Source organism: Hydrogenovibrio sp. SC-1, assembly GCF_002848135.1.
Classification (GTDB): domain Bacteria; phylum Pseudomonadota; class Gammaproteobacteria; order Thiomicrospirales; family Thiomicrospiraceae; genus Hydrogenovibrio.
In genome coordinates, this window is the sequence record NZ_PKGB01000001.1 from 215537 (window position 1) to 242506 (window position 26970).

A 26970-nucleotide genomic window follows, 5' to 3' on the forward strand; every position below is an offset into this window, starting at 1 on the left:
TGAGCTGGCATGCCGAGTTTTGAATATCAAGCGCTGACCGCCCAAGGCAAAACCCAGAAAGGCACTCAAGAAGGCGAGTCAGCACGTCAGGTGCGTCAGCAGTTGCGAGATAAAGGGCTAATCCCATTGGACGTCAGTCCAGTGGCGGGTAAGCGTAAGCGGTTATCGAGTCAGAGTTTATTTGCGACGAAAGTGCCCATTGCCGATTTATCGTTAATGACTCGACAACTCTATACCTTGTTGGGCGCAGGCATGCCTTTGGCTGATGCCCTCAGATCGGTCGCCAATCAAGCAGACAATAAACTGCTGAAACGGTTTACCACTGGGGTGTATGAAAAGGTGGCAGAAGGTCATGCTTACGCACAGGCCTTAATGCAGTCTGGTTTTAAACTACCAAATGATTATATTGCGACTATTCGAGCTGGTGAAGAAAGTGGGCATTTAACCGAAGTGTTATCGCGCATGGCCGAGTCGATTGAAAAACAAGAAAAAATTCGTAAGAAAATGCGTTCGGCATTAATTTATCCGGTGCTGATGATTGTGATGGCAGTGGCTATTATTTTGTTTTTAATGACTTTTGTGGTGCCAAAAGTGGTGTCAGTATTTGATAATATGGATCAGGAATTACCGCCACTGACCCAAGGCCTATTAAATAGCAGTGATTTTTTAGATCAGCATTGGTTGGCACTCTTGTTGGGGATGTTTTCGATAGGTGTGGTTTATAAGGCTTTTATGCGCCATGAACGTTGGCGGTTTCGACGAGACCAGGCCTGGTTGGCTTTTCCTGCATTGCGAAAGTTTTTAATTTATTCATCGGCGGCGCGTTGGGCGAGAACCTTGGGCGTATTGCATGCCAGTGGCGTGTCGATTACGGAGGCGCTAAAAATTTCAGCGGAGGTGATGAATCTGTTGCCTTTAAAACGTAAGGTATTGCAAATGGGCAATGAAGTTCGAGAGGGCCAAAAGTTGCACGCCAGCATGCGTAAAGCGGGGTTTTTCCCGCCGTTATTATTGAATTTAGTGGAAACTGGCGAAGGCAATGGTCAAATTGATACCATGCTATTAAAAGGTGCCGAACACTATGAAGAAGAGGTAGAATCGGCAGCAGCGACTTTGGTGAGTCTGCTCGAACCCTTAATGATCGTGGTGATGGGGGGCGTGGTGCTAACCATTGTATTGGCGATTATGCTGCCGATTTTCCAAATGAATTCAATGGTTGGTTAAAGCTTTGATTAAGCCAAACTGATCTAAAATAACCCATTTAAAATGGCCTAAAAAGAGTACAAAAGAGATGAAAGACATGATTGTAATGGATCAGACAACTAATTCCATATCAAATTCTATAGCTAACCACCAGCCAAAAGTAGATGCCCAGTCTTTGGCACGCTACCGTCAGCAAGGGTTTACTTTGATTGAGCTGATGGTCGTTGTGGTGATTTTAGCCATTTTGGCCGCTATTGCTGTCCCGCAATTTATGGATCGTCCAGATGAAGCACGGCTTGTGAAAGCCAAACAGGATATTGCCTCTATGAGTTCGGCTCTGCAACTTTACAAGCTTGACAACTACCGCTACCCAACGACTGAACAGGGTTTAGAAGCCTTGGTATCACAGCCTACATCGGAACCGGAAGCACCCAATTGGAAACCCTATATGCAACAATTGCCCAAAGATCCTTGGGGACGCGATTATTTATATTTAAGTCCAGGACAAAATGGCGACTTTGATTTATATACATTGGGTGCCGACGGTGAAGAAGGTGGTGAAGGTGTGAATGCTACCCTAGGCAATTGGACGGAGTAATTGAGCACAATCTGCCGGCAAAGAGGCTTTACGCTGATTGAATTGATGGTGGTGGTGGTGATTTTGGCAGTGGTATTATCTGCCGCCACTTTAGCCTTAACCCCCAGTGAATCTGCTCGACTCAATCAGCAAAGTTTGCAATTAAAAGGCGCTTTGCAGCAAACCTGTGATCAAGCCGTTTTCCATCAAAAAATTCATGCGCTGTTGGTGGATAAAAAAGGGATGACGATGCGGGTTCTGAGCCGAAATCAATGGCAAACCGTGGATGCGATGGATGATGTGCCTTGGGTTGATGGTGTGACGGTGACATGGGAGTCACAACCGGAAGTGCAGACCCGTTTTGGTTTGCCTGGCGACGGTTGGTTGTGTTGGCCAACCGGTGAAATTCTACCAGGCCTGGTTAAAATTCGGATGGATCAGCTTAGCAAACAGTTGAGCTGGACGCCGTTAATGAAATTCAAGGCTTTGCAAGGTCGGAGCAATGACACGGAGTAAACACCGTCGCAATCAAGGATTTACCTTGATTGAGGTAATGGTGGCTTTGGTCATCGTTGCGGTCACTTTGTCGGCACTTAGTATGGCATTGAGTCAAACGGTGTTTCAGCAAGGGTCAATGCAAAATCGGGTATTGGCTACTTGGGTTGCGCAAAACCAAATGATTGCGCTACAGCAGGCTCAACAAAATGGTCAGCGTTTAGAAAAAAAGCAAACCGTGCAGATGGCCAACGCCGACTGGATCGTTGAATTGAAGCTAGAACCGACGTTGATTCCCGGTATTCAAAAAGCCAGTTTGAGTGTGACTTTGGAGGGTGAGTCTCATCCCAGTGCCAATTTGGTGTCGGTGGTGGGACAATGAAGCCGTTGGTCTCTTATCGGCATCATCAAGCCGGTTTTACGTTGATTGAATTATTGGTGGCAATGGCGATTTCTGCGATCCTAGCCATTTTGTCTTATCAAGCGGTCAATGAAGTGACGCAAGTCAAGAGTCGGTTGGAAGCCAATAATGAACGATTTAGCGCTCTGCAGCGTGCCTTGTGGTGGATGGAGCAGGACTTTTCACAGATGACGCCCCGACCCGTACTGGATAGTTTGGGATCGGTGTTGCCCAGTTATCAAATGCAAGGTCAACAGGTATCTTTGACGCGGATTGCCACCTATCCGTCGCCTTATGGCGAAAGTGGTCTGGTGCGAGTGGGGTATCGGCTAGAGGGTGAGGTGTTATACCGACGCGTGTGGCCAGTGTTAGATCGCGCGCCGGATACCCAAGTTCAGCAGTGGGAATTACTGGATGGGGTTAAGTCTTTCCGAATTCGTCAAATGGATGAAAAGCGGCAATGGCAATCTTATTGGCCGCCGCTTAGACAGGAAACAGACGGACAGCCTCCGCCAAAATTACCAGGCCTGGTCGAAATTGTGTTGGAATATGAAGGTGTGGGACAGGTGCGCCGCTTAATTCGTGGAGCAGACAGTTAATGGCGGATGACAATCGCACCCAGAAACAAGCTGGCTTTGCACTGATTACGGTGTTATTGGTGGTGGCGATTGTTTCAATTATCGCCGCCCAATTAGTGTATCAGCAGGCGTTGGATATTCAGCGAGCTGAAACCCGATTGAACCAAGCTCAGTCTTTGGCGGTGGCTAATGGCTTGGAAGCGTGGGTAAAAAAAGGCTTAAAGCTGGATGCCAGCTTAAATAAAATTGATCATTTGGGCGAGCAATGGGCGCAACCGATGATGCCCATTCCATTTGCTGGTGGTCAAGTTGCCGGGCGGTTAGAAGATTTGCAAGGTCGGTTTAATGTCAATAACTTGGCGGAAACGGATGAGCAGAAGGCAAAACTCTGGCAACAAATTGCACAGCGGTTATTGCGAAATGCTCAACTGCCAATTGAGTTGGCTGAGGTGTTAGCCGATTGGGTGGATGCTGATAATAATGCGCGATTGATGGGCGCCGAATCGGATTTTTATTTATTAAAGAATCCTGCTTATCGTGCCGGTAATCAGCCGTTGGCGCAGTTGGAAGAGTTGGCCTTATTAAAAGGCTTTACCCCTGCAATACGAAAACAATTAGCGCCGGCATTATCGGCCTTGCCGAAAATAACGAAAATTAATATTAATACCGCGCCAAAACCCGTTTTATTGGCTTTGGCAGATTGGATGACGCCTGAAATTGCCCAGGCCTGGTTAGATAAACGCTTATTAAAGCCAGCAGACAAGGTGGACGCTTTTCGCAGTTTTTTGGCAGCAGAAGCTGGGTTTCAGCTTCAAGAAATAAAAACGGCTTTGCCCGATTCGATTATTTCGGTGGAAACAGAATTTTTTTTATTGGTCGGGCAATTTGATTATGGCTCCGTACAGCAACAAGTTGATGCATTATTACACAGAGAAAGTAGCAAAAAAGTGACCTTATGGCAAAGATGGTTTAGTCAGGTGAAAGATGAATAATCTCAAAGAATCCACACAAAGCGCGTTTTTTGATGTGAGCGGCCAATTGCATTTGCCTGCGGGCGCAGAAAATATGCAAATTGATGTGGTGTGGGTGCCGACTCAGCAAGTGCTATTGACGGGTGTGGTGGTTCCTGGAAAGCGAAAGTCTGATTGGCTTCGCGCCTTACCCTATGCCTTGGAAGAGTCGATTAGTCAGCCTTTGGATGAGGTCTTTATTGCCGTCCTAAATCGCGAGACGTCAGGCGAACAGCAAGGTTTAACCTCAGTGGCCGTGGTCGATCAACTGCTGATGAAAAACTGGATCGAGGCATTGCAAGCCGCCGGGCTCAGTAATGCACAGCTGGTAGCAGATTGTTTCCAGTGTGGTTGGGAAACTGAGTCTGGGATGAATCACCAAGACCAGCAGGCTTGTTATCTTGAGACTGAGTCGGGTTATTTAATTCGCACCGGACAATGGGGCGGAATGGCATTGCCAAAAAGCTGGGCATCCCTCCCTCAGTTTGAACCCTTAGTTGGTCAGCTAGGTGAACCACGTTCACTGAGTTTGACTGAGATAAAAGCGTTTGGTTTGAGGCAAGGTCGATTTCAACCCCAGTCACAAGTCAGTCGCCTAGGTCGTTATGGACGGAATCTGGGTATTTTATCGGTATTGGTATTGACGCTTTGGGTGGCGCAAAATTGGTTACTAGCCAGTCAATATGACACTGAGCGACAGCAGTTAGCATCTGCAACCGAGCAATTATTTAAACAAATGTTTCCGAATGTGACGCGTATTGTCAATATTAAGGCGCAAACACAAACCGCTCTAGCGCGTCAGCAACAGCCAACAGCATTGATAGGGCCAGCTGCTCTGGCGTTATTGATTGAATCTCCTTTTCAGCGGGCCAAGCAGGTAAAAATCGAACAGTTTAAATGGCAAAATAATCGGTTGCTATTACTGTTAAAGTCCCAAGACAGCAACGCCTTACAACAGCTTAAACAGCAGCTGATCAACCAATTACAAAATAAGGCGAAAGTGACGCTCAATATAAAAAAAATGCAACCCAACGATATCGCAGCGGAGATGGTGATTGATGTCTCTTAATGAATTGAAATTGCAATGGCAGCAGCTTTGGCAGAGTCTAAGTGTTAAAGATCAACGCGCTTTAATGATGTTGGCCGTCGTCTTAGGCTTGGCATTGGTGTATTTGGCAGTTTGGTTGCCCAGTGAAAATGCGAAGCAACAATCACAACAACGATTACTGTCAGCACAAACGAAGTGGCAGTGGTTAAATGAACAGCTGCCAAAATTATCGGCTCCCGCACCGCAATTGCCCGTACAAAAAATACGTGAAGTGAATGGCTTGCTGCAGTATGTGCAAACCCAACTGCGCCAATTGAATTTATACCCACAGTTAGATCAGATGGAAACGCGAAATCAAAAACTGGTGGTTTCCTTTAAAATGGTGGATGCCGCGCGGTTATTTCGTTGGCTGTCGCAACAGGAGCGCCAAGGGCTGGTGGCGACATCTGCCGATATTCAACCGATTGAAACGGGTGTGGTGTCAGCGCAATTGATCTTTGAGGTGCCAAAATGAACTGGCTAAAACGGTATTGGGGTCGAATGACCCTTTTGAGTTTAGTGGTGTTGGTGTCTTTTATTTGGCATTTACCCGCCGCCTGGGTTTGGCAGCAATCCGGCATTAAACAACAATTGCCTCCCGGCTTGTCATTAACAATAATGAAAGGGGCTTGGTGGCAGGGCCAAACTGCTATTCAGTGGCAAGGCAAAACGGTGAGCCATATTGACTGGCAATGGCAGCCCAGTGCGATGTTAGCCGGCGTGCTAGCGGTTGATTTGAAACTGTCGGCACCCAAAAATCAGCTCACGATGCAAGCCGCTGTAACATTGGACTCGGTACAGTTAACGTCCATTTCCGGTGCTGTGAAAATGGCTAAATTAGCCGATATTCCCGCTTTGGCATTGCTTGACCAAGCACAAGGTGAAGTGGTATTGAAAGCGCTTTCTGTTACTGTGCCTTGGGACAGTATCCAAAGTCAGCAACCTTGGCCGACTGCAGTCTCTGGCCAATTGGCCTTAGTGGACTTTTCAGCAATGGGCATGAACTTGCCGTTGGTGGAAGCGACCCCAAGCTTAGATGAAAGCGGACTGACATTATCGGTTAAAGGGCAAGGTAAAGGGTGGAATTTAGCTGGACAAACCTGGGTATCGCCTAAACACATTTTTGCACATGATTTAACCCTAATGGCTAACTCTCCTCAATCCATGCCAGACTGGGTGGGGTTGATGATGCGTCAAACACAACCGACCCAAGCAGTGCTGAAGGCAAGAGGCCGTTGGTAAATGCAGGCAATAAAGCTATCGCGTTGGTTAGCGATCAGTTTATTGTGTGTGATGGGGTTAAGTGCCTGCTCGGGTGATTCATCTTCTTCAGATAATACAATCTCAGCGACGTCCTCAATACTCAAAGACTCCAGTGGCGCGTCACTTGACCCTTTACCGGCTAATTTCTCAATCGATGATCCCTTATTTGAGCATCAATGGTCGTTACTCAATATGGGGCAATCAGCCTTGGCGAAAAGTGGACTGGGTGGCGTAGCCAATCAAGATGCTCAACTATTCGAAACGACTACGATCACTGCACAAGACTATGCAATGGGTGTTTATGGGCGAGGTGCCATTATTGGCGTGTTAGACGATGGCGTCGATATTAGCCATGCAGATTTGCAGGACAATATGTTGGCCAGCGGTTCTTATGATTTTAAAACCCGTAGTGCGACTCCATCAACCGATAGCATAACCGGATTGCACGGCACCAGTGTCGCCGGCTTGGCGGCCGCACGTGGTGGAAATGGTATTGGCATTTGGGGGATGGCGCCCTTGGCGAAGTTGCAGGGCTTTAATTTACTGACCACTGGAGAGTTTGATGTGGAACGTGCTAGCTTAGGCAGTGAACAAGCCCGTCAAATTTACCCAGGCCTGCGCTCTGATCTAACGCATATTTTTAATAAAAGTTATGGGGAAAATCCAGATATTGTACCGGAGCCGGGTTCCAATTCGGCCATGCTGGTAACTGAAGTGTTGGATATCATGCGTGTCCAGTCAGAAACCGCTCGACAAGGTCGAGGCGCGATTTATGTCAAAGCTGGCGGGAATGAATACCGAGGTGGGTCGGTTTTTTCTAGCACTTGGTGCCGGGAAGCCATTGCTGCGGGCATTACTTGCTATAACGTCAACCAAGAAACCGAAAATAATACGCCTTACCAAATAGTAGTGGGCGCCTTTAATGCTCAGGGAAGGCGTTCGTCTTACAGCAATACTGGATCGAGTTTGTGGATAGCTGCACCAGGGGGCGAACTGGGGGAGCAACAACCGGCTTTAGTCTCCACTGATCAGACGGGGTGTGGTTTGGGGTTGAGTCGCAGTAGTGGTTTGGTTGAACCGAATATTGGGTTCAACTTGGGTGAAGCCAATACGGGCAATGAAAATTGTGATTATTATTCGGCATTTAATGGTTCTTCAGCGGCTGCGCCTTTGGTCTCTGGAGCGGCTGCACTGTTATTAGAAGCCTACCCTGAAGCTTCTTGGCGTGATATTAAGCACTTCCTAGCAATGACAGCGCGTCAATTGCAACCGGATTTAAACCCGATTACCCGTACGGTCAACGGTCAGACGGTTGCGATTGAGCAAGGTTGGGTCACCAACGCCGCAGGCATCGCCTATAGTAATGCCTTCGGCTTTGGCGGGCTTTCGGTCGTTGAGGCGGTAAAACTGGCGCAGCAATGGCAAGCCTCCAATCAAACTCTTCCACCTTTAAAAACGGTTCAAACTTTGAAACAGCCATTAACCCAGAATAATGAAATTGCCAATTTCGATGCGGCAGGTTTGCAAAAAACGGTGACGATTGCTGATAACCTGATTGCAGAAACTGCAGTGGTGACCGTGACAATTAAAGGATTGGTTGATCTGACCTTGTCGGGCAATGACAATCATAAGATCGATGCCAGTGATTATTTAATTGAATTGATTTCACCTGCTGGTACTAAAAGTATTGTGCTGACACCGCTAAACGCCTATCGTACGAGTTACGATATGATTGAACTGCCATTAGCCACCCATGCATTCTATGGTGAAAATACGGCAGGCACCTGGACGTTAAAAGTGACCGATGTCGACCAAAATACCCAAAACCGAATCCAGCATGTTGGAGAAGGAAAATTGACGGAATGGTCACTGCGACTCTATGGACATGAGCCAAGTTAATCGTTTGAGGAAATCATGACGCAGACAAAGAAAAGAGTAGTGTGGTTCGCAGTCGTGATTGGATTTGGGGTGGCAACCTTGCCTGCCAAGTCGGCTTTGGTTGCCTGTGAAGCCGTTGCAGACCAAGCGGTGGGTTATGTGCCTCAAGGGGAACTGTTGGCGACCCAGCAATCGCTGAGTGAACTGGCGCTCAACTGGGACGGCGAATTGGTCGGTGAGATTGGCAACTGGCAACTTTACCGAACCCAACAATTTGCGCTAGATAGAGATGCCTGTTTGCCACAACGCCTTGCCATTCAAACTGCGAAAGGAGAGTCTCAACCGATTCTGTTTTATCCCGTTTTAAAAAATCAGCGCCAAAATCGTTGGGCAATCTTTACCGGGCAATTTTTAGGGGTCGCCTCAACAAAATTGGATGATTTTTCTGAAAAGGGTTGGCATTTGCGTGCTTCAGGGTCAACTCAATCGCTAGGATCCTATCGTTACACTTTTCAATATGACGCTTTAGATGCCCAATCCAATGCCTATGATAAAGCGGTTGGCTTTTTACAACGACATCCCAAAATTGTCCAATTCACGCCTGTATTTATTGAGCAACGCTATCATTTACGCTAAGGCAATCAAATCGGTTTTTATTTTTTGCCTGCGTGAATATCCAGTGCCTGTTCAAATTCTTCACGTAATCTCTGGAAGCTTTGATAGCGAGAATAATGCAGATCTCCAGCTTCAACAGCGTCTTTAATGGCGCACTTAGGCTCGATGGTATGGGTGCAGTTGTGGTATTTGCACTGGCCTAAGAAGGGTGAGAAATCAGGGTAGTATTGCTCCAGTTCATGGCGCTCGCAAGGTGTTGGACTGAATTGACGGACACCCGGTGAATCAATAATGTTGCCCGCAGCTTCACCGTTGTCACTGGGTAAATGATATAAAATGCTGTTGGTTGTGGTATGTTTCCCTAAGCCGGATGATTCGGATAGCTGATTGGTTTTGATTTCAATATCGGGAATCAGCGTTTGGATTAACGACGATTTTCCCGCGCCAGAAGGGCCGACAAACACGCTGTTTTTTTGCCAAAGATGTTCCCGTAGTGTATCCATGCCTTCGCCTTGGGTTGCGGAAATTGGCAGAATTTCCAGTTCCATTTCAACATAGGGCAGAAGCTGCTCTGCTAACAGTTCCCATTGTTCATCGGATTGGATTAAATCAACTTTATTAATCAGAATGAGCACAGGGAGATCAAGTTGTTGCGCGGCTACTAAATACCGGTCAATCATATCGGGATGAACGCCGGGTTCAATCGCGCTAACAATGCCAAGCCAATCGATATTCGCCGCCACCATGCGTTTTTGACCGCGAAAACCAGGGCGACTCAGTTCATGGCTTCGTGGTTCGGCGGCGACCACCACGCCTGTATTGGCTTCACAATCGGCTTGCCAGGTGACGCGGTCTCCTGCAACTAATTTACTGAGATGTTGTCGCACAGCGCACTGATGTAATTGGCCATTGTTATCTTCAATCAGTAGACGTTTACCAAAGTTGGTAATGACCAGGCCTGGTTGTTTTTCACCGAGACCTTCTGTTGAGCGGGTCGCGGTTTCTGGAAGAGAGGGGGAGGATTGGTCACGCTCAGTCTGCTGTTTTTGCTTCACTCTACGGTGCTGCTGGTGACTCAGTTTACGTTTCGCCATGGCTAGTCGAATCGTTTTATCAAAGAGGGTTTAATCAAGTAACGCATCGAGTTTGGCCGCCAAAATAAAGTCGTTTTCACTGAGCCCTTTAATGGCCGCAGTGGTGAGGGTGATTTGGCATTGATTATACCCGAAGCAGATTTCCGGATGATGATCTTCTTTGTGCGCAACCCAAGTCACGGCGTTTACAAAAGCAACAGTTTGGTGATAGTTTTTAAACTGAAAGGTTTTAATAAGCGTTTTGTAATCCAAAGGAATTTCCCAATCATCCAGTTCCGTTAGCAGGGTTTCAATGCGCGGAATAATCATGGGCTTGCTGCCCTTTGTAATCGGTTGGCAAGGTTGGTCTTTTAAGGGAATCTCTGTATTAATTTGCAGCATCTTCGCTTTCCTGTAATCGTTTTAAGTGGTCAATTCGAATTTTAGCCGGCGGGTGGCTATCATGATAACTAGAATAAAGCGGGTCGGGCGTTAAGCTGCTGGCATTGTCTCGGTACATCTTTAATAAAGCGGAGATTAGGGGTGCAGCTCCAGTGGCTTGCACGGCAAAGGCATCGGCTTCAAATTCGTGTTTACGACTTTGAAAAGCGCTGATGGGGCTGAGAAAAAAGAACATGACTGGCACAGCTGTTAAAAATAGTAATAAAGCGGCAGCAGGGGTTTCAGTGGTGATGCCCAGTCCGCTATAAAAGAAAGATTGCTGTGCAAGCCAGCCTAGCAAGGCCAAACCGATAAAACTGAGGGCAAAAGACTCCAGCAGGCGTTTGCGAATATGGCCGTGTTTAAAATGGCCAAGTTCATGGGCTAGCACCGCTTCAACCTCTTCTGGTGAGAGGGTTTCAAGTAAGGTATCAAAAAATACGATGCGTTTATTTTTACCAAATCCGGTGAAGTAGGCGTTGCCGTGTCCTGAGCGTGAGGAACCATCCATCACAAAAATACCATTCGATTCAAAGCCGGTTTTAGCCAGCAGCGCTTCAATGCGTTGCTTCATTTCACCCTCTTCCAATGGCGTGAATTTATTAAAGATCGGTGCAATCCATTTGGGGTAAGCCCACAGTAAAATTAAATTGAATGCTAACCAAACACACCAGGTGTAAAACCACCAGGCCTGGTCAAAATAGGCATTCATAATGGTTAAAATCAGCCAAGTTAAAGGTAAGCCGATTGCCAGCATGAGTGTCCATTGTTTGAGTAAATCGGAGATAAATTTGAGCGGTGTCATTTTATTGAAGCCAAAGGCTTCTTCAATTTTAAAGGTGCTAATCAGGCTAAAAGGGAGGTGCAACAGTGATAAAAACCAGAAGGTCGATAATAAAAAGCCGACATCGCGCCAAACAGGAGAAAAGTTGCTATTGAGCCAAAGTTGGTAAATGTCTTGAAAGCCGCCGCCGATGGTCATAAATCCGAGTATCGCAGCATCAAAAAATAACACAAAACGGCCAAGTTGGAGTTTAGTGCGGCTATAGGCCGCGGCTTTTTGATGCGCTTCTAAACTAACCACGTCGCTGAAGTCTTCGGGAACTTGGTGTTGGTGTTGACTAATGTGAAATTGGTTTTTGATATTTAACCAAACTTCAATCACTAGATTGAGTAGCAAAGCAAAAATAAAAAGGGGGGTAATGAGGTTCATATAAGCATTTCATTTTAAAAAACGCTACTATCCCATGTTCTGAAAAAAAATTCAATGGCTGCGCTCGGATTGTGGCGAATGGCAATTAGGTTTAAGATATTAGCCTTAATTTAAATATGGCAGTGGGCGACACAATGAAGTCAGAAAATAACCTTATCTGGATTGACTTGGAAATGACAGGGTTGGATCATAAGACGGACCAGATTATCGAAATTGCAACGGTGGTAACCGATTTGGACTTAAATGTCTTGGCTGAAGGGCCTGTCGTCGCTATCCAAACCGAGCAGTATTATTTGGATGGAATGGATGAGTGGTGTACCACTCATCATGGCAATTCGGGGTTGACGGCTCGGGTACAAGCAAGCGAAGTATCGATGGCGGACGCAGAATTGGAAACCCTTGAATTCTTGAAGTCTTGGGTATCAAAAGGTAAGTCGCCGATGTGTGGCAATAGTATTTGTCAGGATAGGCGATTCTTGATTGAACAGATGCCGGTTTTGGAGCGGTTTTTTCATTATCGGAACCTTGATGTGTCTACTTTGAAGGAATTGGCCAAACGCTGGGCGCCTAAGGTTTATAGTAGTCATCAGAAAAAAGGTGCGCATTTGGCATTAGATGATATTTATGAATCCATTGACGAGCTGAAGCATTACCGACAATATCTGTTTTTGCCCGAATTTCACTAATGGGTGCAATGGGTTTAAACGAGCGTGGTTTTGAGTGCTGTAAAACGGCATCTATACTGAGAGTTTGCAGTGATTAATTCGAGTTTGATGCTTTATAAAAGCTGTTGATTTGGTTATAATTACCAATTACCCCAAATTTTACTTTGGGAGTTTGGCCCTGTTTATATCAGGGCTTTGTTTTTTTGACTCATTTTTATTCCAGACGGTTATTGGGGTTTTAGTGGCTAAAATATGGCCAGGCCTGACCTGTTTGGAACAATCGGAGGACCTTTGTTGTGGAATTAACTGGTGCCCAAATTCTTATCCATTACCTGGAAGATGAGGGTGTAGAGCTTATATGGGGTTATCCGGGCGGGGCAGCTTTGCCAATATATGATGCCTTGGATACCGATGCTAAAAAACTGAAACACGTTCTGGTCCGTCATGAGCAAGCTGCTGTGCATGCTGCCGATGGGTTTGCGCGCTCTACAGGGTTGCCGGGCGTAGCGCTTGTGACCTCTGGGCCTGGTGCAACCAATACTGTCACGGGTATTGCGACAGCCTATATGGATTCAATTCCAATGGTTGTAATTACAGGACAAGTTGCGACGGCCATGATTGGTCTTGATGCGTTTCAAGAAATCGATACAGTCGGCATAACCCGGCCAATCGTTAAACACAATTTCTTGGTCAAGGATGTCAAAGACTTAGCGATCACCCTGAAAAAAGCGTTTTATATTGCGACAACAGGAAGACCCGGACCAGTGGTTGTGGATCTGCCAAAAGATGTGCAGAATGCGTTATGTGATTATCAATATCCTAAAGAAGTTAGTTTACGTTCCTATCAACCGATTGTAAAAGGTCATAGTGGTCAAATTAAGAAAGCATTGGATATGATGCTGGCTGCTAAACAACCCATTATTTACACCGGTGGTGGCGTGGTGTTGGGTGGTGCTTCTGCTGATTTAACAGAATTGGCGCACCAATTAGGCTTTCCGGTAACCAATACCTTGATGGGGTTGGGCGGTTTTCCGGCCAGTGATAAGCAGTTTGTCGGTATGCTCGGTATGCATGGCACCTATGAAGCCAATTTGTCGATGCATAATTCCGACTTGATTATTGCGATCGGCGCCCGATTTGATGATCGCGTCACGGGTAATTTAGAAAAATTCTGTCCAGATGCCAAAGTTATCCATATTGATATTGATCCTGCTTCAATTTCTAAAAACGTAGCGGTCGATATTCCCATTGTTGGTCCAGTTAAGCAAGTACTGGCTGAGATGAACCAGTTGTTGAAAAAAACTGGCATAAAAATGGATGATGAGGTGTTACAAGCTTGGTGGTCTCAAATTGAAGCTTGGCGCGCGACCGATTGTCTGCGTTACGATCAGTTGGGGCATAAAATTAAACCCCAGGCAGCTGTCGAAGCTGTTTGGCGCATCACCGAAGGGGATGCTTATGTGACATCTGATGTGGGTCAACACCAAATGTTTACTGCACAATACTATCCGTTTGATAAGCCGCGTCGTTGGATAAACTCAGGTGGTTTGGGTACGATGGGGTTCGGCTTGCCTGCAGCGATGGGGGTGCAAGCGGCATTCCCGGAAGAAACCGTGGTGTGTGTAACGGGTGAAGGCTCGATTCAAATGAATATTCAAGAGCTATCAACTTGTTTACAGTATGGATTGCCAATAAAAGTATTGTGTTTGAATAATGGCTTTTTAGGCATGGTTCGGCAGTGGCAAGAGTTTTTCTATGATCGTCGATACTCTATGTCCTATATGGATTCATTGCCCGATTTTGTCAAATTGGTTGAGGCTTATGGTCATGTCGGTATTCGTATCGATAACCCTGAAACGATGGAACAACAATTGGAAGAGGCATTCTCTGAAAAATATAAAAATCGTTTTGTGTTTATTGATGTCATTACGGATCAACAAGAAAATGTTTATCCGATGATTCCGGCTGGTGCAGGCCTTGACGAAATGATATTGGTATAGGAGGCGACGATGAAGCATATTATTTCGATGTTAATCGAGAATGAATCAGGCGCATTATCACGCGTTTCCGGTCTTTTTTCTGCGCGAGGGTATAATATTCACGCCTTAACGGTTGCGCCGACCAATGATGAAACCTTGTCTCGATTAACATTGGTGACTAGTGGTACTAATCAACAAGTGGAGCAGATTGTAAAGCACTTAAATCGTTTGATTGATGTGGTTAAGGTCGTGGATATCACGGAAGGAGAGCACATTGAGCGTGAACTGATGCTGGTCAAATTAAAGGCCACTGGTGTGATGCGGGAAGAAATTAAGCGCTTAGCCGATATTTTTCGAGGCACAATTGTCGATGTTACCTCAACAATTTATACCGTCCAGTTAGTGGGTGAAATCCAGAAGCTGGATGCGTTTATCGATGCGATAGATGATGCACTGATTGTTGAAATTGTGCGCTCAGGTGCAGTTGGATTAATGCGCGGTGAGAAGTCACTCCATTTATAATAGACAGAATATTCAAATAGAATTATGCGGTTATCGCAATGATTCGTTTTTAACAATAAAATTTTTTAACTCAATTTAAGGAAAAACAATGCAAGTTTATTACGATAAAGATTGTGATCTATCCATTATTAAGGGCATGAAAGTGGCCGTGATTGGCTTTGGTTCTCAAGGTCATGCACATGCTGCTAACCTGAAAGATTCAGGTGTTGATGTAACAGTTGGTCTGCGTACGGGTTCTTCTTCCGTTAAGAAAGCGGAAGGGTATGGTTTAAAGACCGCTGATGTTGCGACTGCTGTTGCCAATGCCGACGTGGTGATGATTTTGACACCAGATGAGTTCCAATCTGTACTTTATAAAGAAGAGATTGAACCAAACATTAAGCAGGGTGCTGTTTTGGCTTTTGCACATGGTTTTGCCATTATTTATAACCAAATTGAGCCTCGTAAAGATTTAGATGTGATTATGATTGCACCTAAAGCACCAGGTCATACTGTTCGTTCAGAATTTGTTCGTGGTGGCGGGATTCCTGATTTGGTTGCCGTTGAACAGGATGCTTCTGGTAATGCTAAATCAATTGCATTGTCTTATGCTTCTGCGATTGGGGGGGGGCGTACCGGGATTATCGAAACGACTTTCCGCGATGAGTGTGAAACTGATTTGTTTGGTGAGCAAGCTGTTTTATGTGGTGGTGCTGTTGAATTGGTTAAGGCTGGCTTTGAAACATTGGTTGAAGCGGGTTATGAGCCTGAAATGGCTTACTTTGAATGTTTGCATGAGTTAAAGTTGATTGTTGATTTGATGTTCGAAGGCGGAATTGCCAATATGAACTACTCGATTTCAAACAATGCCGAGTATGGTGAGTATGTAACGGGTCCTCGCGTTATCAATGATGAATCTCGTGAGGCAATGCGTGAAGCTTTGAAAAACATTCAAACTGGTGAATATGCAAAACGCTTCATTTTGGAAGGGCAATCAAACTATCCTTCTATGACGGCAGCGCGTCGTTTGAATGAAGAACATGGCATTGAAGTTGTTGGTCGTAAATTGCGAGCAATGATGCCTTGGATTTCAGCCAATAAGATTGTTGACCAAGATAAAAACTAATTCTTGGAGTGGTAGTTTTATCAATGACTTTGATGTTTTTAGTCGGTTTAGCTTTTTATAGGTTAGGCTGAAAATTATCAGGATTTGAATGAAAGGACCACCTAGAGAATGGTAAGGAAGAGCCCGCTTTTATGCGGGTTTTTTTGTCTCTACGATTTTGTGGGTTGCTGTGTTGAAAATGAGTATTTTATTGGTTCTAGCGTAGGAAAGTTGGTAAGATAACAATAATATATTCAAGCTAATATAATGGTTTTAAGTTAGTGACTCGTAATCCGCCTCAATAAACTGTTCAGAGGCTTAAGCAGTGTGGAACTGATATTTTATGTATTGCTCGTTTTTTGGTTTAAAAAAGCTCCCATTTAAAATATCACCTGATTTAAGTTTCTTTTATTCACAGGCTGCCCGTGATGATATTGTTCATGCCCTTTTATATTCGATAGGACGTGGTGATGGCATCATTAAAGTCATTGGTGAAGTGGGGGTAGGTAAAACCACAATATTGCGGTTGTTGGCGGAGAAACTGCCTGAATCTTATCGAAAAATCTATATTTCTTCTCCAAACCTTTCTTCAATGGATTTTCTGAAATTTATTTGTACGGACTTGAAAATTGAAGTGAAAAGTTCAGACACAAAGTTAGATTTAATGGGCCGTCTAAATCAATTTTTGCTGACAGAATATGCGCAGAATCGACTTGTGGTGATGTTGGTTGATGAAGCTCAGGCAATGACTCTGGACACTCTTGAGGAAGTTCGGCTGTTGGGGAACTTAGAAACGGGTGAAGATAAGTTGTTGCAAATCGTTTTATTTGGTCAACCCGAACTCGATGTGACTTTGAATGATCCCCGGGTTAAACCTTTAAAGGATCGTATTGCCTGTAGTGTCGAGATTCCTGCTTTAAAGGCTGAAGAGGTGATGCAATATTTGAATTATCGAATGAGAGTAGCTGGCTATATGGGGCAGGATTTATTTACCTTAAAACTGGCTCGTCGTATTCAGCAGTTAACACGGGGATTGCCAAGATCCATTAATTTGCTGGCTGATAAATTGTTGATGGTTGCCTTTTCAAAAGGGGATAATAAGATCAAGTTGCAACATTTTAAAACTTTGTTGCCTGAATATGATGTTCCGAAAACCGTTTCTGAGTTGCAATGGTTTCGGCGGTTGGCATTAATCGCTTTGATTGTCGGGATAGGAGGTTTTGCGGTATTTCAATATGCTGGGCAACATTCTGTAGATATGTCACTTTTGAGTGGAGTAGAGCCGACACTCGCTAAGACCGAAGCATTTTCAAACTCAAAAAGTTTGCGGCCAACTGATTTAGCAAAGGTTTTAGACGTTGAAATATCGCAGTTGTGGCAAATGGCTTCATTGCAGGAAAAAACAGAAGCATTTTTGACAACTCTAGATAGTCAAGAGGCTTTTATTGTGATGTCGCCAATGCCGATTGTCTCTTTTGCAGAACTGTATTACCAAGTTGCAAATCGACTGTCAGCACCGAATCAACAGTATCTTTTTGCTTTATTTGAAATAGATTTGAAACAAAAGGTTTATCAATATCAATTGATTTATTATCCTAGAGAATCTACTGCACCAGAATTGGAATCAAAAAGACAAGATTTAGTCGCCATTTCTCAGTTTGAATATTGGCAGGTTAAACCACTTGAAACTTTACAAGTGAAAATGCAGGCACTGCAACAATCAGGAAAAAGACTTTAATTTGAAACGACAAAACCGATTTTTACTGCTCTCTACAACAAAATTCATTACTACAATGAGTATCGTGTTACTCATGGGGTGTAGTGGCGCTGACTCGGTCAAACGGGAGTCTGTAGCACCTGCTGTGGCAAAGAAGTTTGAGATAAAGGGCCATTTAACGCCGGAAAAAAACTTATCAGAACAGGGAAATATCCAAAACAAAATTCCTGAGTTGGCTCCGATGGAGCCAATGAATGTAGACCCGAATCAATTTAAAATGCCGAAGCTCTATAGTGTCTCTGCGATTAATGTACCAGTGTCTGACTTATTGTTTAACTTGGCAAAAGATGCAGGGATGCAGCTAAACCTAGCCTCTGATGTCACTGGGCAGGTTTCTATTAACGCTATTCAACAACCGTTAGACATTATCATGAAGCGTGTTGTTGAACAGGTGGGAGCGATTTATTCTTTGTCGTTTAATACTGTTTCGGTTCAGCTGGATAAACCCTTTTGGAAAAATTATGAAATTGATTATGTCAATGTCGTTAAGAATATTAAAGACTTAACCGTTATGAAAATGTCGGTGGGGAATGTAACGGGTACCGATAACAACAGTGGCAATCAAGCCAGTGAATTTACGTTAGAATCGTCTGCGACTCATGATTTTTGGAAAAGTTTACAAAAAAATATTGCTTCTATGGCGCGATTAGAGGAATATCAAACCAAGTCGGAAACAGCTGATAATCGTTTGGAAAATGTCGTGGTCAATAAAGAAGCGGGGATGATTACCGTTTATACGACAACGAAAAAGCATCAGCAAATTGAAGCGTATTTACAATCAACTTTAAGACGAACCAATAAACAAGTTCTGATTGAAGCTACGGTGATTGAGGTCGAATTGAGCGATCAGTATCAAGCTGGTGTTGATTGGGGGGCGTTAAAATCCTCTGCTCAGGGCTCTTCTGAAGTTGCACAAAGCTTATTGGGAACCAACTTGTCCACCAATCCAAATTTTTCTGTGAATGTTTCAAGCTTAGGCGATTGGAATTTTAATCTGGGCATTAAAATGTTACAGCAATTTGGCGAAGCTACAGTGTTGTCGAGCCCGAAGATAATGGCAATGAATAATCAAGCGGCCTTGTTAAAAGTTGTCAATAACGAGGTGTATTTCACGGTTGATGTTAACCGAGAGTCGGCAACGGCTACCAGTTCGGGGGTTACCACCTTTGAAACCACGGTTCATACCGTTCCGGTTGGATTTATGATGCATGTAACTCCGTTTATCAGTGAAGATGAGATTTCTTTAAATATTCGTCCAACACTGTCTCGAATTGTCGGCTATGTGAGTGATCCTAATCCAGATTTGGCTCGAGAGAATGTGGTGAGCCAAGTACCGGTTATTCAGGAAAGAGAAATGGATTCTGTGCTACGGTTACGCAATCGACAGACAGCGATTATTGGTGGGTTAATTCAGGATTCAAATGATCAGACAAGAGCAGGTGTTCCTGGCTTGAGTCGCATTCCATGGTTGGGCGATTTATTTTCATATGAAGATGAAAGTGTTCGCAAGTCGGAGTTAATTATTTTTATCCGTCCAATTATTGTGAATAATCCTGATGTAAATCATGGGGATTTGCAAGCCTTTAAACCTTTAATGCGTACACAGAGTAACTAGCTATTATGAGCGCCTTACTCGCTGCACTAAAAAAGGCCGCTGAAGAAAAAAATAAACGGCAACAACACTCTCCTTTGTCATCAAGCACGTCCACCAAACTTGATAACGAATCTGCTGTTGAGATGATTCAAATGGATTTTGCTGAAGGGGTTGATTTGTCCGAGTCTGTTTCTGAGACGACACCAGGCAATCCTGAAAATGCACCCGCTATGGTTCATCTGGATTTCGTGGATGACAGTTTAAATGTTGATCTCTCTCCTCCTGCCCAATCTATCACACAGTCACCGATACCTGAAGAACCGCCTGAAGATGAAAATGAACCTGAGTTAATTCAAAAGTCTTCTGAAACAGATCTCGATGATTTATCGCCATTAGAATTGGCAAGCGAAGAGACGTTAAGTTTGGAGACGGAGTCAAATTCTGAAATTGAAACCGATAATCAACTTGCTTCAGAGGTAACAGATTCTCCTAGTGAAACCGATTCATCTTCACTAAGAATGGTTGAGGATAGTGCCGACGAAGCCATGAATAGCAATCAGCGATTGGATCTTGAAACCAGCTTGGCATTAAATGATGAGTCAACTTCGTTGCCGAAAACAGCTAAGGATAGCCAAGTATCACATCAGGTGAGTAAGCAGGCTGAGGCTGAATTGAAAGAAAATTCTGAAATTGATGAAATACCTGAAGACGATTGGAGTTTAGATCAAATTCCAGGATATCAGCATGCCAATGACATCCAGCCTGGGCAACATAAAATGCAGCGGTTTATTCGTGCGATTCAACCCAAAGGTGGATTAAAAGGCCACTTATCATTTAAGTATTGGATGTGGGTTCCATTAATCCTATTTGGGTTTGGTTATTTTGGTTTAATCATTTTTGAGCAAGAGTCTCAACGGATGGCGACAGATTTAAAACCGTTTCAGATGTTACCTCTTAAAACGCCTAACAGCTTACAGGCAGCTAAACAGGCGACAGCGGTAACTTCAAAAAACGATTTGACTCAATCAGAAACAAAAAAACAGGATTCGATTTTAAACGATGTCACCAAGAACCAGATCGATCCATCAACAGGTAAAGGCACTCCCTCAGAGTCGCGCCCATCTCAGTCTGATCAGGCAATGCCACTAGCCTCAAAGCTTCATGAAAACACTCAATTTCCTAAGTCCATTAGCCCGAAAGTACCTGTGATAAAGCCTAAGCCAGTAGAAAATACTGACGTACCATCTGATTCACGTTATAAAATTGAAACAGTTAAACCCAATAGAGCAGTGTTTGATGGCTATGACGCTTATGTGCAAGGGGATTATGCTGTTGCAGAGCGTTACTATCAGCAGGCCTATCTTGCCGATCCTGAGAGTCTGCCAGTGTTGTTTGGGCTAGCTGCAACTGCAGCAAAGAAAGGAGAGTCTCAAAAATCGTTGGCGATGTATCAGAAGATATTAAAAAAGGTGCCAAACAACCAAGAGGCAGCTGTCGCTGCGGCAATGTTAGAAGCAAGGCTTATGGAAGGGCCTGAATTGCGGGCCAAACTTGAGCGACTGATTCGTCAAATGCCAAGAAACTCGCAACTGCAAACCGCATTGGGTCATCAATATGCTAAGAATCGGGATTGGGTTTTGGCGCAAAAGTACTATTTAAAAGCCTATGAATTGGATCCAAATAATCCCACACATGCTCGTAATTTAGCCATCAGCTTAGATCAGCTCGGTCAGTATGCATCGGCTAAGCAGTATTATGAGCAGACACTTGCACTGTCAAATCTCAAACAAACGGACCAACGCCAACTGAAAAATCGATTGTTGGTGATTAAGCAGCACTTGTTGGAGGAGGCAGGACAGTGACTCAAAAAATGTTATTAGGCGATCGGCTGGTTCATGATGGCTATATTACAGAAGATCAACTTCGAGTCGCACTGAAGGAACAGAAATTAACGGGTAAAAAACTGGGGGAGGTATTGATTACCCTCGGGTTTATATCAGAAGATGTTTCTCGAGAAGTAGTGGGCGATGCCGTTGGTTTCTCTTCAATGTCGATAAAGGGCGTAGTTCCTGACGTTAATGCTTTACAGCTCATTTCAGAATCGTTTGCTAGAAGTCATCAGGTCATGCCGATTAGTTTAACCGCGGATCATTTAAAGGTGGCCATGTCGAGCCCAGACGACATTTTATTACTGGATAAAATTAAAAGACACATCAAACAGTCAATTCGAATTGAACCAATTTTGGTGGTCGAAAATGAAATTCAGTACGCAATTGACCTTTTTTATGGCTATGAACTGTCTATTGATGGCATCCTTAGAGAGCTGGAGACAGGCGAAGTTGAAGGTGTATTATCGGATGAGCAAAATGAATATTCACAGCCGATGGTTCGATTGATGGATAATATTTTGACGGATGCCGTGAAGAAGGGAGCCTCGGATATTCATTTTGAACCCGAGGAGTATTACATTCGTATTCGTTATCGTATTGATGGGGTCTTGCAACAAATTCGGTTATTGCATAAATCTTTTTGGTCAGCGTTAGTGGTTCGTTTAAAAGTCATGTCGAGTTTAGATTTGACTGAGCAAAGAACACCACAAGACGGACGGATGAATCTATTGGTTCACGGTCGTGAAATTGATTTTCGAGTTTCGTCGCTCCCCAGTACCCATGGCGAAAACTTTGTATTGCGAATCTTGGATCGTGATAAAGGTATTATTTCTTTAGATGATTTGGGGTTGGACCCAAATAGTTTACGGGAATTACGCCTAATGTTATCTCGTCCTACTGGTATTTTGCTGGTGACAGGCCCGACAGGGTCGGGGAAAACCACGACCTTATATTCCATGTTGCATGAAATTAATGACGTAGGCGTGAATATTATGACGCTGGAAGATCCTGTTGAGTATCCCATGGATATGGTTCGCCAAACAGCCATCAATGAAGAAATCGGCATGGGCTTTGCGGCTGGGATTCGGGCATTAATTCGTCAGGACCCAGATATTATATTAATTGGTGAGATACGGGATGGGGAAACAGCAGAAATGGCTTTAAGAGCCGCGATGACCGGTCACCAAGTGTTTGCAACTTTACATGCAAACACTGCGATTGGGGCTATTCCTAGGCTATTAGATATTGGCGTACCAAGGTCCATATTGGCCGGAAATGTCATTGGTATCTTGGCGCAAAGATTGACGAGACGGTTGTGTCCTAAATGTAAAGAAGCTTATGAACCGGATACGTTTGAAAAGAAACTATTAGGTGTCGCTGAAAACGACTCACTGATTTTGTACCGTGCAAAAGGGTGTTCTGCGTGTAATCATGTCGGGTATAAAGGCCGTTTAGCTATCTTGGAAACGCTTCGATTTAATGATGAATTAGATGAATTATTATTGGCAGAAGCTTCACAACACAAGATATTGGAGCATGCGATGGAAAATGGTTATACGACAATGTTGCATAATGCTTTACGACGGGTACGCGCAGGAGATACCAGCTTGGAAGAAATTAGTCGTATTGTCGATTTAACCGAATTGGTTTAGGAGTTTATTTTGCCAAACTATCAATATCTGGGGGTGAATCGACATGGTAAACGCGTTCGGGGCAATATGCAGGCAGCCAATGAACAGGATTTAGAACAGCGTTTGCACGAATTTCATATTGAAATCATTTCGGCAAAACAAAAATCGGTGGTTTTTTCATTTTCACTGAAGCCAAAGGTCGTTAAGCGACGGGACTTAATTACTTTAACGTCACAGCTTCGACAACTGCTTAAGGCTGGTGTTCCGCTGATGGATATATTAGAAGACTTAAAGAAAACCTATGAAAATCCAGGCGTTCGGGAAATAATAGCATCGATTTATGAGTCAATGGAGGGGGGCGCAGAGTTTGCCGAATCTTTAAAAGTACACGAAAAGATATTTGGTAAAGTCTATATTTCATTGGTCGCTGTTGGTGAAAAGACCGGGCAATTGGATCAAATTTTTGAAAATTTGGAGACCATGTTGAAGTGGGAAGAAAGCTTGGTTTCGAAGGCAAAAAAAGTCATGATTTATCCAGCTATCGTCGGAACGGTAGTGATTAGTGTGGTATTAATGTTAATGATCTTTGTCGTGCCGGAGTTACTCGGGTTTATTACAGAGATGGGCGGCGAATTAGGTATTGCGACGACTTCTTTAATTGCGACCTCTCATTTTATTCAAGCCTATCTTATGCAAATTCTTTTGGCACCGATTGTATTCGTTTTAGCATTAAAATTTTTGTTAAAAAAATCTCCCCGATTTCGAGTTCAATTTGATGGATTTACCTTTAAACTACCGATTGTTGGTAATGTCTTATATAACCTTAAAATTGCCCGTTTTGCCAGTGCGCTATCTGTCATGTACCAAGCGGGTTTAAACTTTAATGAAAGTATTAGGCTGGCCTCTGTGGTTACGGAAAATGCAGACTTGGAATTGAGAATATATGACTCGATTCAACTGATTGAAGAGGGTGAGATGATCTATAAGGCTTTTTCGGTAACACAGGCGTTGCCTTCCATGGCTGTTAGAATGGTTAAGGTAGGGGAGCAAAGTGGGAATATGGATGATGCATTGCATAATGTCAGTGAGTATTATGAACAAGAAGCCAAAGATATGATTGATAAAATTGAGCCCGCAATTGAGCCTTTGCTAACGGTTTTGATGGCCATCGTCGTGGGCTGGGTCATGATGGCTGTGTTAGCCCCTGTATATGACACCATTGCACAGGTTCGATAATGGATATTATTCTCTACCTTAAAGACGATGTATTTTGGGTTGTTGATCAAGCTCAACGTCCCTTTGAGGTATCCCAAGAAGTTGATTGGAAAAATGAAGACGAATTGGAAGCTTTTTTTAACAGTTTACCCAAAACGGCGAAACTCAAATTAGTCTTCGATTTTATTGATGAAAATATTCAGTATGAATGGGTGCCGAAATTATTGCCGTGGGACAAGCCCGCCTATAAAAAACGGTTAGTGTCAAAGGCACATGCCAGTGGTGGATTATTTGTGCATTGCCAGTGGTTGCCGATCTTTCAATATAATGGAATAAGAAATGAGCAATTAATCTTAATCGCCAGTATATTAAACTCCGCTCCCTTAGAAAAGTTGTTGGCTTTAATTAAGTCTCACGAATTGTCTGTTACGCGTTTGTATTCACATGTCTTTTTAATTGCCTATTTATTTTTTAAAAAACTAGCACCCAAACTCAAAATTCAACGGAAGCAGTTAAAACTGCCCTTTTTATTGGTGTTCAGAGAACAAAAATATCGATTTCGGCAGTTGTTTTTTTTACAGGGTATTTTACGGATTAGCCGCTCTGTGCAATTGGATGAGCATTTGGGTTCTGAGCAGGCGATTCATGAGCAGCTTAATCATGAAACCGAAGTGGCGATTAAGTATTTATATAACCAAAAAATATTACCTATGGGGACACCTGTTGGCTTTGTGTATTTGAACCATTTACAAGGTGATGCGGTTTCTGTTGTTGAGTTATACCAACAAGAGGTTGCGGATGCGAGCTGGAATTCAGATCAGTGGTTTGCAAAAGAAGGGAATTTAACACAATTATTGTCGCGAGCAGGGGCAACTGAAAAGCAAGTGGTGATTCAGGGGTTGTCTGACTGTATTGCTAGTTCGCCGCCGCCAGCTTTTTTCCATTGGGAATACGTTCAGAAGCATCGACTGTTTAGCCAGCTACGTTTTGGCTTAAATGTGCTATGGATCTCTGCAATGATAAGTGGTTTTGCATTGCTAATCCAACAAACTATGCAAACGTATTTTTTAATGGAAGAGCAAACGGTACTTAAGCAACAATCCAACTTATATTTGCTTGAAAAACAACGGTTACAGAATACCACTCAGCTGCCTTATGATGCTGAAGATGTTAAAGCCACGGTTGAGTTTTCGGAAGCGATCATGCAAAGCCAAGCCAAAAAAGGCTTGGATTTGCAGGCATTGAGTCAAGTCGTGGCACAGCATCCACATATCTTGTTGGAAACGTTAAGTTGGCAAAAAGGTCGAAAATTGGATGGAAATCAACTGTCTGTTCATATTCAGGGCTGGGTATTTCCGTTTGATAAAACCTATCAATCGCCAGTGCAGTGGGTGGATCGATTTGTGTTAGGCTTGAATGCCTTGCCAGGTATTGTTGAGGTAAAATTGACACAGGAACCTTTGGATCGAAATTTGCAGAAGTCTCTTGAAGTGGAAGGGCAAAGCGTCAAAATGGTTACCGCTTTGCCTTTTCGTGTTATGTTGCGCTTTGGTGCAGCGACATCCGCGAATAAGGAGGGGTGACCTGTGTCGAATTTAGATGTCTCGTTGTTTAAGCACTATCTAAAGCGGCCAGCCATATACTTTATGTTGGCCGCAGTGTTATTGGGTAGTGCAAATACCTTCTTAGCCATGCAAAAACAGCAAATGATCTTGGATCAAAATGCACAGAAATCTCAGCTTAGAAAAGTGATCCATCAGGTTGAGTTTCTGCGAATTCAAGAACAGCTTTTTTTGAAATATGGTGATAAATATCAGCAATTGATGCAGTACGGATTGGTTCATCAGCAAAACCGAGTAAAGTGGGTCGATGCCTTGCTGGAAATTCAGCAATTTTTGGTTATGCATCCGTTTACCATTCAATTTGAACCAGAGCAGCTCTTGGCGCGGGATCGTTTTCAACAGTTTGTGATTGATAAAGATATTTTTTATTATACTCGGCTGAATCTTCGCGCCGGGCTGCATTCCGATCTTGATTTTCAACGACTCATACAATGGTTGTCTGAAGAAGTTACGCCTTTGTTTATGGTAGAGTCTTGCGAGTTATCTAAGCTACCGGCTGGGCGTAGTGAGACCTTATTTATTGCAGAAAAGCCTAAATTGTTTTTAGAGTGTGCCATTTTATTGTTAGAAGCGAAACCCAAACCATTCAAGGGAATTGATGATGAACTTTCCGAGCTATAAATGGGCGGTTTTGGTTGTCGCCGTAGTCAGCATCCCCCCTTTGTGGGCTGGCGAAGAAGAGATGCAGCGTCTGTTTTTGACGCAGAAACAAAGAGCCGATATCGACCAAAAAAGAGCCATTTATTTAAAATATCCATTGCAAACACCTGAAGATCGGTCGCGATTTGATGCCTTAAACCTCCCAGAACCTAAGGGGAAGAATACGCCGCGATCGAAGCTGCCAAGTCCTGTTAGCGTTTCTGCGGTAGTGTTATTGCCAAATGGTGACCAACTAGTACGAATCAATCAAAAGTTCTATAAGCGATCTTCATCGAGTCAATCTGCAACAGAAACGGCTGTTTCTGTGCAAGGCAATCAGGTTTGGGTCCCTGTTGGAGAAACCTATTTGCCCGACAAAAAACGGTCGTTAAAAAGTTATCAGCTAGATAACACCGGCGGGAAAATGGACATTCAAACGCATTCACCGGTAATCGAGAAGTCTATTTCAAATCTCAACAATCAGGCTGGTAAGTCGAAGGAAATACAATAATGATAGGAT

At 43.9% G+C, this 26970-nt stretch carries 26 protein-coding genes; 23 read left to right on the forward strand and 3 right to left on the reverse strand.

Annotated features, from left to right (window positions below):
• Positions 1 to 9: 9 nt before the first annotated feature.
• From gspF to CYQ88_RS01010, 11 genes are all read left to right on the forward strand, one after another.
• Complete coding sequence (gene gspF, locus CYQ88_RS00960) at positions 10 to 1224, forward strand: type II secretion system inner membrane protein GspF (RefSeq protein ID WP_101839449.1); 1215 nt, start codon at positions 10 to 12, stop codon at positions 1222 to 1224.
• A gap of 76 nt (positions 1225 to 1300) precedes the next feature.
• Positions 1301 to 1801: a type II secretion system major pseudopilin GspG gene (gene gspG, locus CYQ88_RS00965; protein WP_369827515.1), complete on the forward strand. Its 501-nt coding sequence runs from the start codon at positions 1301 to 1303 to the stop codon at positions 1799 to 1801.
• Entirely contained in the window at positions 1802 to 2296 is a 495-nt protein-coding gene (locus tag CYQ88_RS00970; protein ID WP_143483743.1) for a prepilin-type N-terminal cleavage/methylation domain-containing protein, read from the forward strand.
• On the forward strand, positions 2283 to 2657 hold the full coding sequence (gene gspI / locus CYQ88_RS00975; RefSeq protein ID WP_101839452.1) for a type II secretion system minor pseudopilin GspI: 375 nt from the start codon (positions 2283 to 2285) through the stop codon (positions 2655 to 2657). The genes CYQ88_RS00970 and gspI overlap by 14 nt, the downstream gene beginning before the upstream one ends.
• The gene (gspJ, locus tag CYQ88_RS00980) at positions 2654 to 3274 is read left to right on the forward strand and encodes a type II secretion system minor pseudopilin GspJ (protein ID WP_101839454.1); all 621 of its coding nucleotides are present in this window, start codon (positions 2654 to 2656) and stop codon (positions 3272 to 3274) included. Before gspI ends, gspJ begins: the two co-directional genes overlap by 4 nt.
• Positions 3274 to 4245, forward strand: coding sequence for a type II secretion system minor pseudopilin GspK (gene gspK / locus CYQ88_RS00985; RefSeq protein WP_101839458.1), 972 nt, complete (start codon positions 3274 to 3276; stop codon positions 4243 to 4245). The genes gspJ and gspK overlap by 1 nt, the downstream gene beginning before the upstream one ends.
• On the forward strand, positions 4238 to 5332 hold the full coding sequence (gene gspL, locus CYQ88_RS00990; protein ID WP_101839460.1) for a type II secretion system protein GspL: 1095 nt from the start codon (positions 4238 to 4240) through the stop codon (positions 5330 to 5332). Before gspK ends, gspL begins: the two co-directional genes overlap by 8 nt.
• Positions 5322 to 5825, forward strand: a complete 504-nt coding sequence (gene gspM / locus CYQ88_RS00995; protein WP_101839463.1) for a type II secretion system protein GspM — start codon at positions 5322 to 5324, stop codon at positions 5823 to 5825. Before gspL ends, gspM begins: the two co-directional genes overlap by 11 nt.
• The gene (gene gspN, locus CYQ88_RS01000) at positions 5822 to 6592 is read left to right on the forward strand and encodes a type II secretion system protein N (protein ID WP_101839464.1); all 771 of its coding nucleotides are present in this window, start codon (positions 5822 to 5824) and stop codon (positions 6590 to 6592) included. Before gspM ends, gspN begins: the two co-directional genes overlap by 4 nt.
• Positions 6593 to 8512: a S8 family serine peptidase gene (locus CYQ88_RS01005; RefSeq protein ID WP_101839465.1), complete on the forward strand. Its 1920-nt coding sequence runs from the start codon at positions 6593 to 6595 to the stop codon at positions 8510 to 8512.
• A gap of 15 nt (positions 8513 to 8527) precedes the next feature.
• Entirely contained in the window at positions 8528 to 9127 is a 600-nt protein-coding gene (locus tag CYQ88_RS01010; RefSeq protein ID WP_143483744.1) for a hypothetical protein, read from the forward strand.
• A 17-nt stretch (positions 9128 to 9144) separates the two neighbouring features.
• Here the strand turns inward: CYQ88_RS01010 and rsgA are convergent, their stop codons facing one another.
• The 3 genes from rsgA to CYQ88_RS01025 are packed head-to-tail and all read right to left on the reverse strand — an operon-like array spanning position 9145 to position 11833.
• Positions 9145 to 10200: a ribosome small subunit-dependent GTPase A gene (gene rsgA, locus CYQ88_RS01015; protein WP_101839468.1), complete on the reverse strand. Its 1056-nt coding sequence runs from the start codon at positions 10198 to 10200 to the stop codon at positions 9145 to 9147.
• A 30-nt stretch (positions 10201 to 10230) separates the two neighbouring features.
• Positions 10231 to 10581 carry a 4a-hydroxytetrahydrobiopterin dehydratase gene (locus CYQ88_RS01020; RefSeq protein WP_101839469.1) on the reverse strand — a complete coding sequence of 117 codons (351 nt, stop codon included), beginning with the start codon at positions 10579 to 10581 and terminating at the stop codon, positions 10231 to 10233.
• Positions 10568 to 11833 (reverse strand): M48 family metallopeptidase, encoded by a 1266-nt coding sequence (locus CYQ88_RS01025; RefSeq protein ID WP_101839470.1) that lies wholly within the window; start codon positions 11831 to 11833, stop codon positions 10568 to 10570. Before CYQ88_RS01025 ends, CYQ88_RS01020 begins: the two co-directional genes overlap by 14 nt.
• A gap of 134 nt (positions 11834 to 11967) precedes the next feature.
• Here CYQ88_RS01025 and orn point away from each other — a divergent pair, with 134 nt between their 5' ends.
• From orn to CYQ88_RS01085, 12 genes are all read left to right on the forward strand, one after another.
• Positions 11968 to 12519 (forward strand): oligoribonuclease, encoded by a 552-nt coding sequence (gene orn / locus CYQ88_RS01030; protein WP_101839515.1) that lies wholly within the window; start codon positions 11968 to 11970, stop codon positions 12517 to 12519.
• A gap of 275 nt (positions 12520 to 12794) precedes the next feature.
• Positions 12795 to 14498: an acetolactate synthase 3 large subunit gene (locus CYQ88_RS01035; RefSeq protein ID WP_101839471.1), complete on the forward strand. Its 1704-nt coding sequence runs from the start codon at positions 12795 to 12797 to the stop codon at positions 14496 to 14498.
• 9 nt (positions 14499 to 14507) lie between these two features.
• Positions 14508 to 14999 carry an acetolactate synthase small subunit gene (gene ilvN, locus CYQ88_RS01040; RefSeq protein ID WP_101839472.1) on the forward strand — a complete coding sequence of 164 codons (492 nt, stop codon included), beginning with the start codon at positions 14508 to 14510 and terminating at the stop codon, positions 14997 to 14999.
• Between the two features lie 88 nt (positions 15000 to 15087).
• The gene (ilvC, locus tag CYQ88_RS01045; protein ID WP_101839473.1) at positions 15088 to 16104 is read left to right on the forward strand and encodes a ketol-acid reductoisomerase; all 1017 of its coding nucleotides are present in this window, start codon (positions 15088 to 15090) and stop codon (positions 16102 to 16104) included.
• 322 nt (positions 16105 to 16426) lie between these two features.
• Complete coding sequence (locus CYQ88_RS01050; protein ID WP_101839474.1) at positions 16427 to 17821, forward strand: ExeA family protein; 1395 nt, start codon at positions 16427 to 16429, stop codon at positions 17819 to 17821.
• A 1-nt stretch (position 17822) separates the two neighbouring features.
• The gene (locus CYQ88_RS01055; RefSeq protein WP_233188774.1) at positions 17823 to 19475 is read left to right on the forward strand and encodes a type II secretion system protein GspD; all 1653 of its coding nucleotides are present in this window, start codon (positions 17823 to 17825) and stop codon (positions 19473 to 19475) included.
• A 5-nt stretch (positions 19476 to 19480) separates the two neighbouring features.
• Complete coding sequence (locus tag CYQ88_RS01060) at positions 19481 to 21316, forward strand: lipopolysaccharide assembly protein LapB (RefSeq protein WP_101839475.1); 1836 nt, start codon at positions 19481 to 19483, stop codon at positions 21314 to 21316.
• Positions 21313 to 22995, forward strand: a complete 1683-nt coding sequence (locus CYQ88_RS01065) for a GspE/PulE family protein (RefSeq protein ID WP_233188775.1) — start codon at positions 21313 to 21315, stop codon at positions 22993 to 22995. Before CYQ88_RS01060 ends, CYQ88_RS01065 begins: the two co-directional genes overlap by 4 nt.
• 9 nt (positions 22996 to 23004) lie before the next feature.
• Positions 23005 to 24210, forward strand: a complete 1206-nt coding sequence (locus tag CYQ88_RS01070) for a type II secretion system F family protein (RefSeq protein ID WP_101839476.1) — start codon at positions 23005 to 23007, stop codon at positions 24208 to 24210.
• Positions 24210 to 25772 (forward strand): hypothetical protein, encoded by a 1563-nt coding sequence (locus CYQ88_RS01075; protein WP_101839477.1) that lies wholly within the window; start codon positions 24210 to 24212, stop codon positions 25770 to 25772. Before CYQ88_RS01070 ends, CYQ88_RS01075 begins: the two co-directional genes overlap by 1 nt.
• A 3-nt stretch (positions 25773 to 25775) precedes the next feature.
• Complete coding sequence (locus CYQ88_RS01080) at positions 25776 to 26432, forward strand: hypothetical protein (protein ID WP_101839478.1); 657 nt, start codon at positions 25776 to 25778, stop codon at positions 26430 to 26432.
• Entirely contained in the window at positions 26410 to 26961 is a 552-nt protein-coding gene (locus CYQ88_RS01085; RefSeq protein ID WP_143483745.1) for a hypothetical protein, read from the forward strand. The genes CYQ88_RS01080 and CYQ88_RS01085 overlap by 23 nt, the downstream gene beginning before the upstream one ends.
• The last annotated feature ends 9 nt before the right edge of the window (positions 26962 to 26970 follow it).

Excerpts from the sequence above, each read along its gene's own strand:
- gspI (WP_101839452.1), top strand. The coding sequence starts at position 2,283 with ATGACACGGAGTAAACACCGTCGCAATCAAGGATTTACCTTGATTGAG.
- gspK (WP_101839458.1), top strand. The coding sequence starts at position 3,274 with ATGGCGGATGACAATCGCACCCAGAAACAAGCTGGCTTTGCACTGATT.
- gspJ (WP_101839454.1), top strand. The coding sequence starts at position 2,654 with ATGAAGCCGTTGGTCTCTTATCGGCATCATCAAGCCGGTTTTACGTTG.
- CYQ88_RS01085 (WP_143483745.1), top strand. The coding sequence starts at position 26,410 with ATGATGAACTTTCCGAGCTATAAATGGGCGGTTTTGGTTGTCGCCGTA.
- gspN (WP_101839464.1), top strand. The coding sequence starts at position 5,822 with ATGAACTGGCTAAAACGGTATTGGGGTCGAATGACCCTTTTGAGTTTA.
- ilvN (WP_101839472.1), top strand. The coding sequence starts at position 14,508 with ATGAAGCATATTATTTCGATGTTAATCGAGAATGAATCAGGCGCATTA.
- CYQ88_RS01010 (WP_143483744.1), top strand. The coding sequence starts at position 8,528 with ATGACGCAGACAAAGAAAAGAGTAGTGTGGTTCGCAGTCGTGATTGGA.
- rsgA (WP_101839468.1), bottom strand. The coding sequence starts at position 10,200 with ATGGCGAAACGTAAACTGAGTCACCAGCAGCACCGTAGAGTGAAGCAA.
- gspG (WP_369827515.1), top strand. The coding sequence starts at position 1,301 with ATGATTGTAATGGATCAGACAACTAATTCCATATCAAATTCTATAGCT.
- CYQ88_RS01050 (WP_101839474.1), top strand. The coding sequence starts at position 16,427 with ATGTATTGCTCGTTTTTTGGTTTAAAAAAGCTCCCATTTAAAATATCA.
- gspL (WP_101839460.1), top strand. The coding sequence starts at position 4,238 with ATGAATAATCTCAAAGAATCCACACAAAGCGCGTTTTTTGATGTGAGC.
- gspF (WP_101839449.1), top strand. The coding sequence starts at position 10 with ATGCCGAGTTTTGAATATCAAGCGCTGACCGCCCAAGGCAAAACCCAG.
- CYQ88_RS01060 (WP_101839475.1), top strand. The coding sequence starts at position 19,481 with ATGAGCGCCTTACTCGCTGCACTAAAAAAGGCCGCTGAAGAAAAAAAT.
- CYQ88_RS01025 (WP_101839470.1), bottom strand. The coding sequence starts at position 11,833 with ATGAACCTCATTACCCCCCTTTTTATTTTTGCTTTGCTACTCAATCTA.
- gspM (WP_101839463.1), top strand. The coding sequence starts at position 5,322 with ATGTCTCTTAATGAATTGAAATTGCAATGGCAGCAGCTTTGGCAGAGT.
- CYQ88_RS01075 (WP_101839477.1), top strand. The coding sequence starts at position 24,210 with ATGGATATTATTCTCTACCTTAAAGACGATGTATTTTGGGTTGTTGAT.
- orn (WP_101839515.1), top strand. The coding sequence starts at position 11,968 with ATGAAGTCAGAAAATAACCTTATCTGGATTGACTTGGAAATGACAGGG.
- ilvC (WP_101839473.1), top strand. The coding sequence starts at position 15,088 with ATGCAAGTTTATTACGATAAAGATTGTGATCTATCCATTATTAAGGGC.
- CYQ88_RS01005 (WP_101839465.1), top strand. The coding sequence starts at position 6,593 with ATGCAGGCAATAAAGCTATCGCGTTGGTTAGCGATCAGTTTATTGTGT.
- CYQ88_RS01020 (WP_101839469.1), bottom strand. The coding sequence starts at position 10,581 with ATGCTGCAAATTAATACAGAGATTCCCTTAAAAGACCAACCTTGCCAA.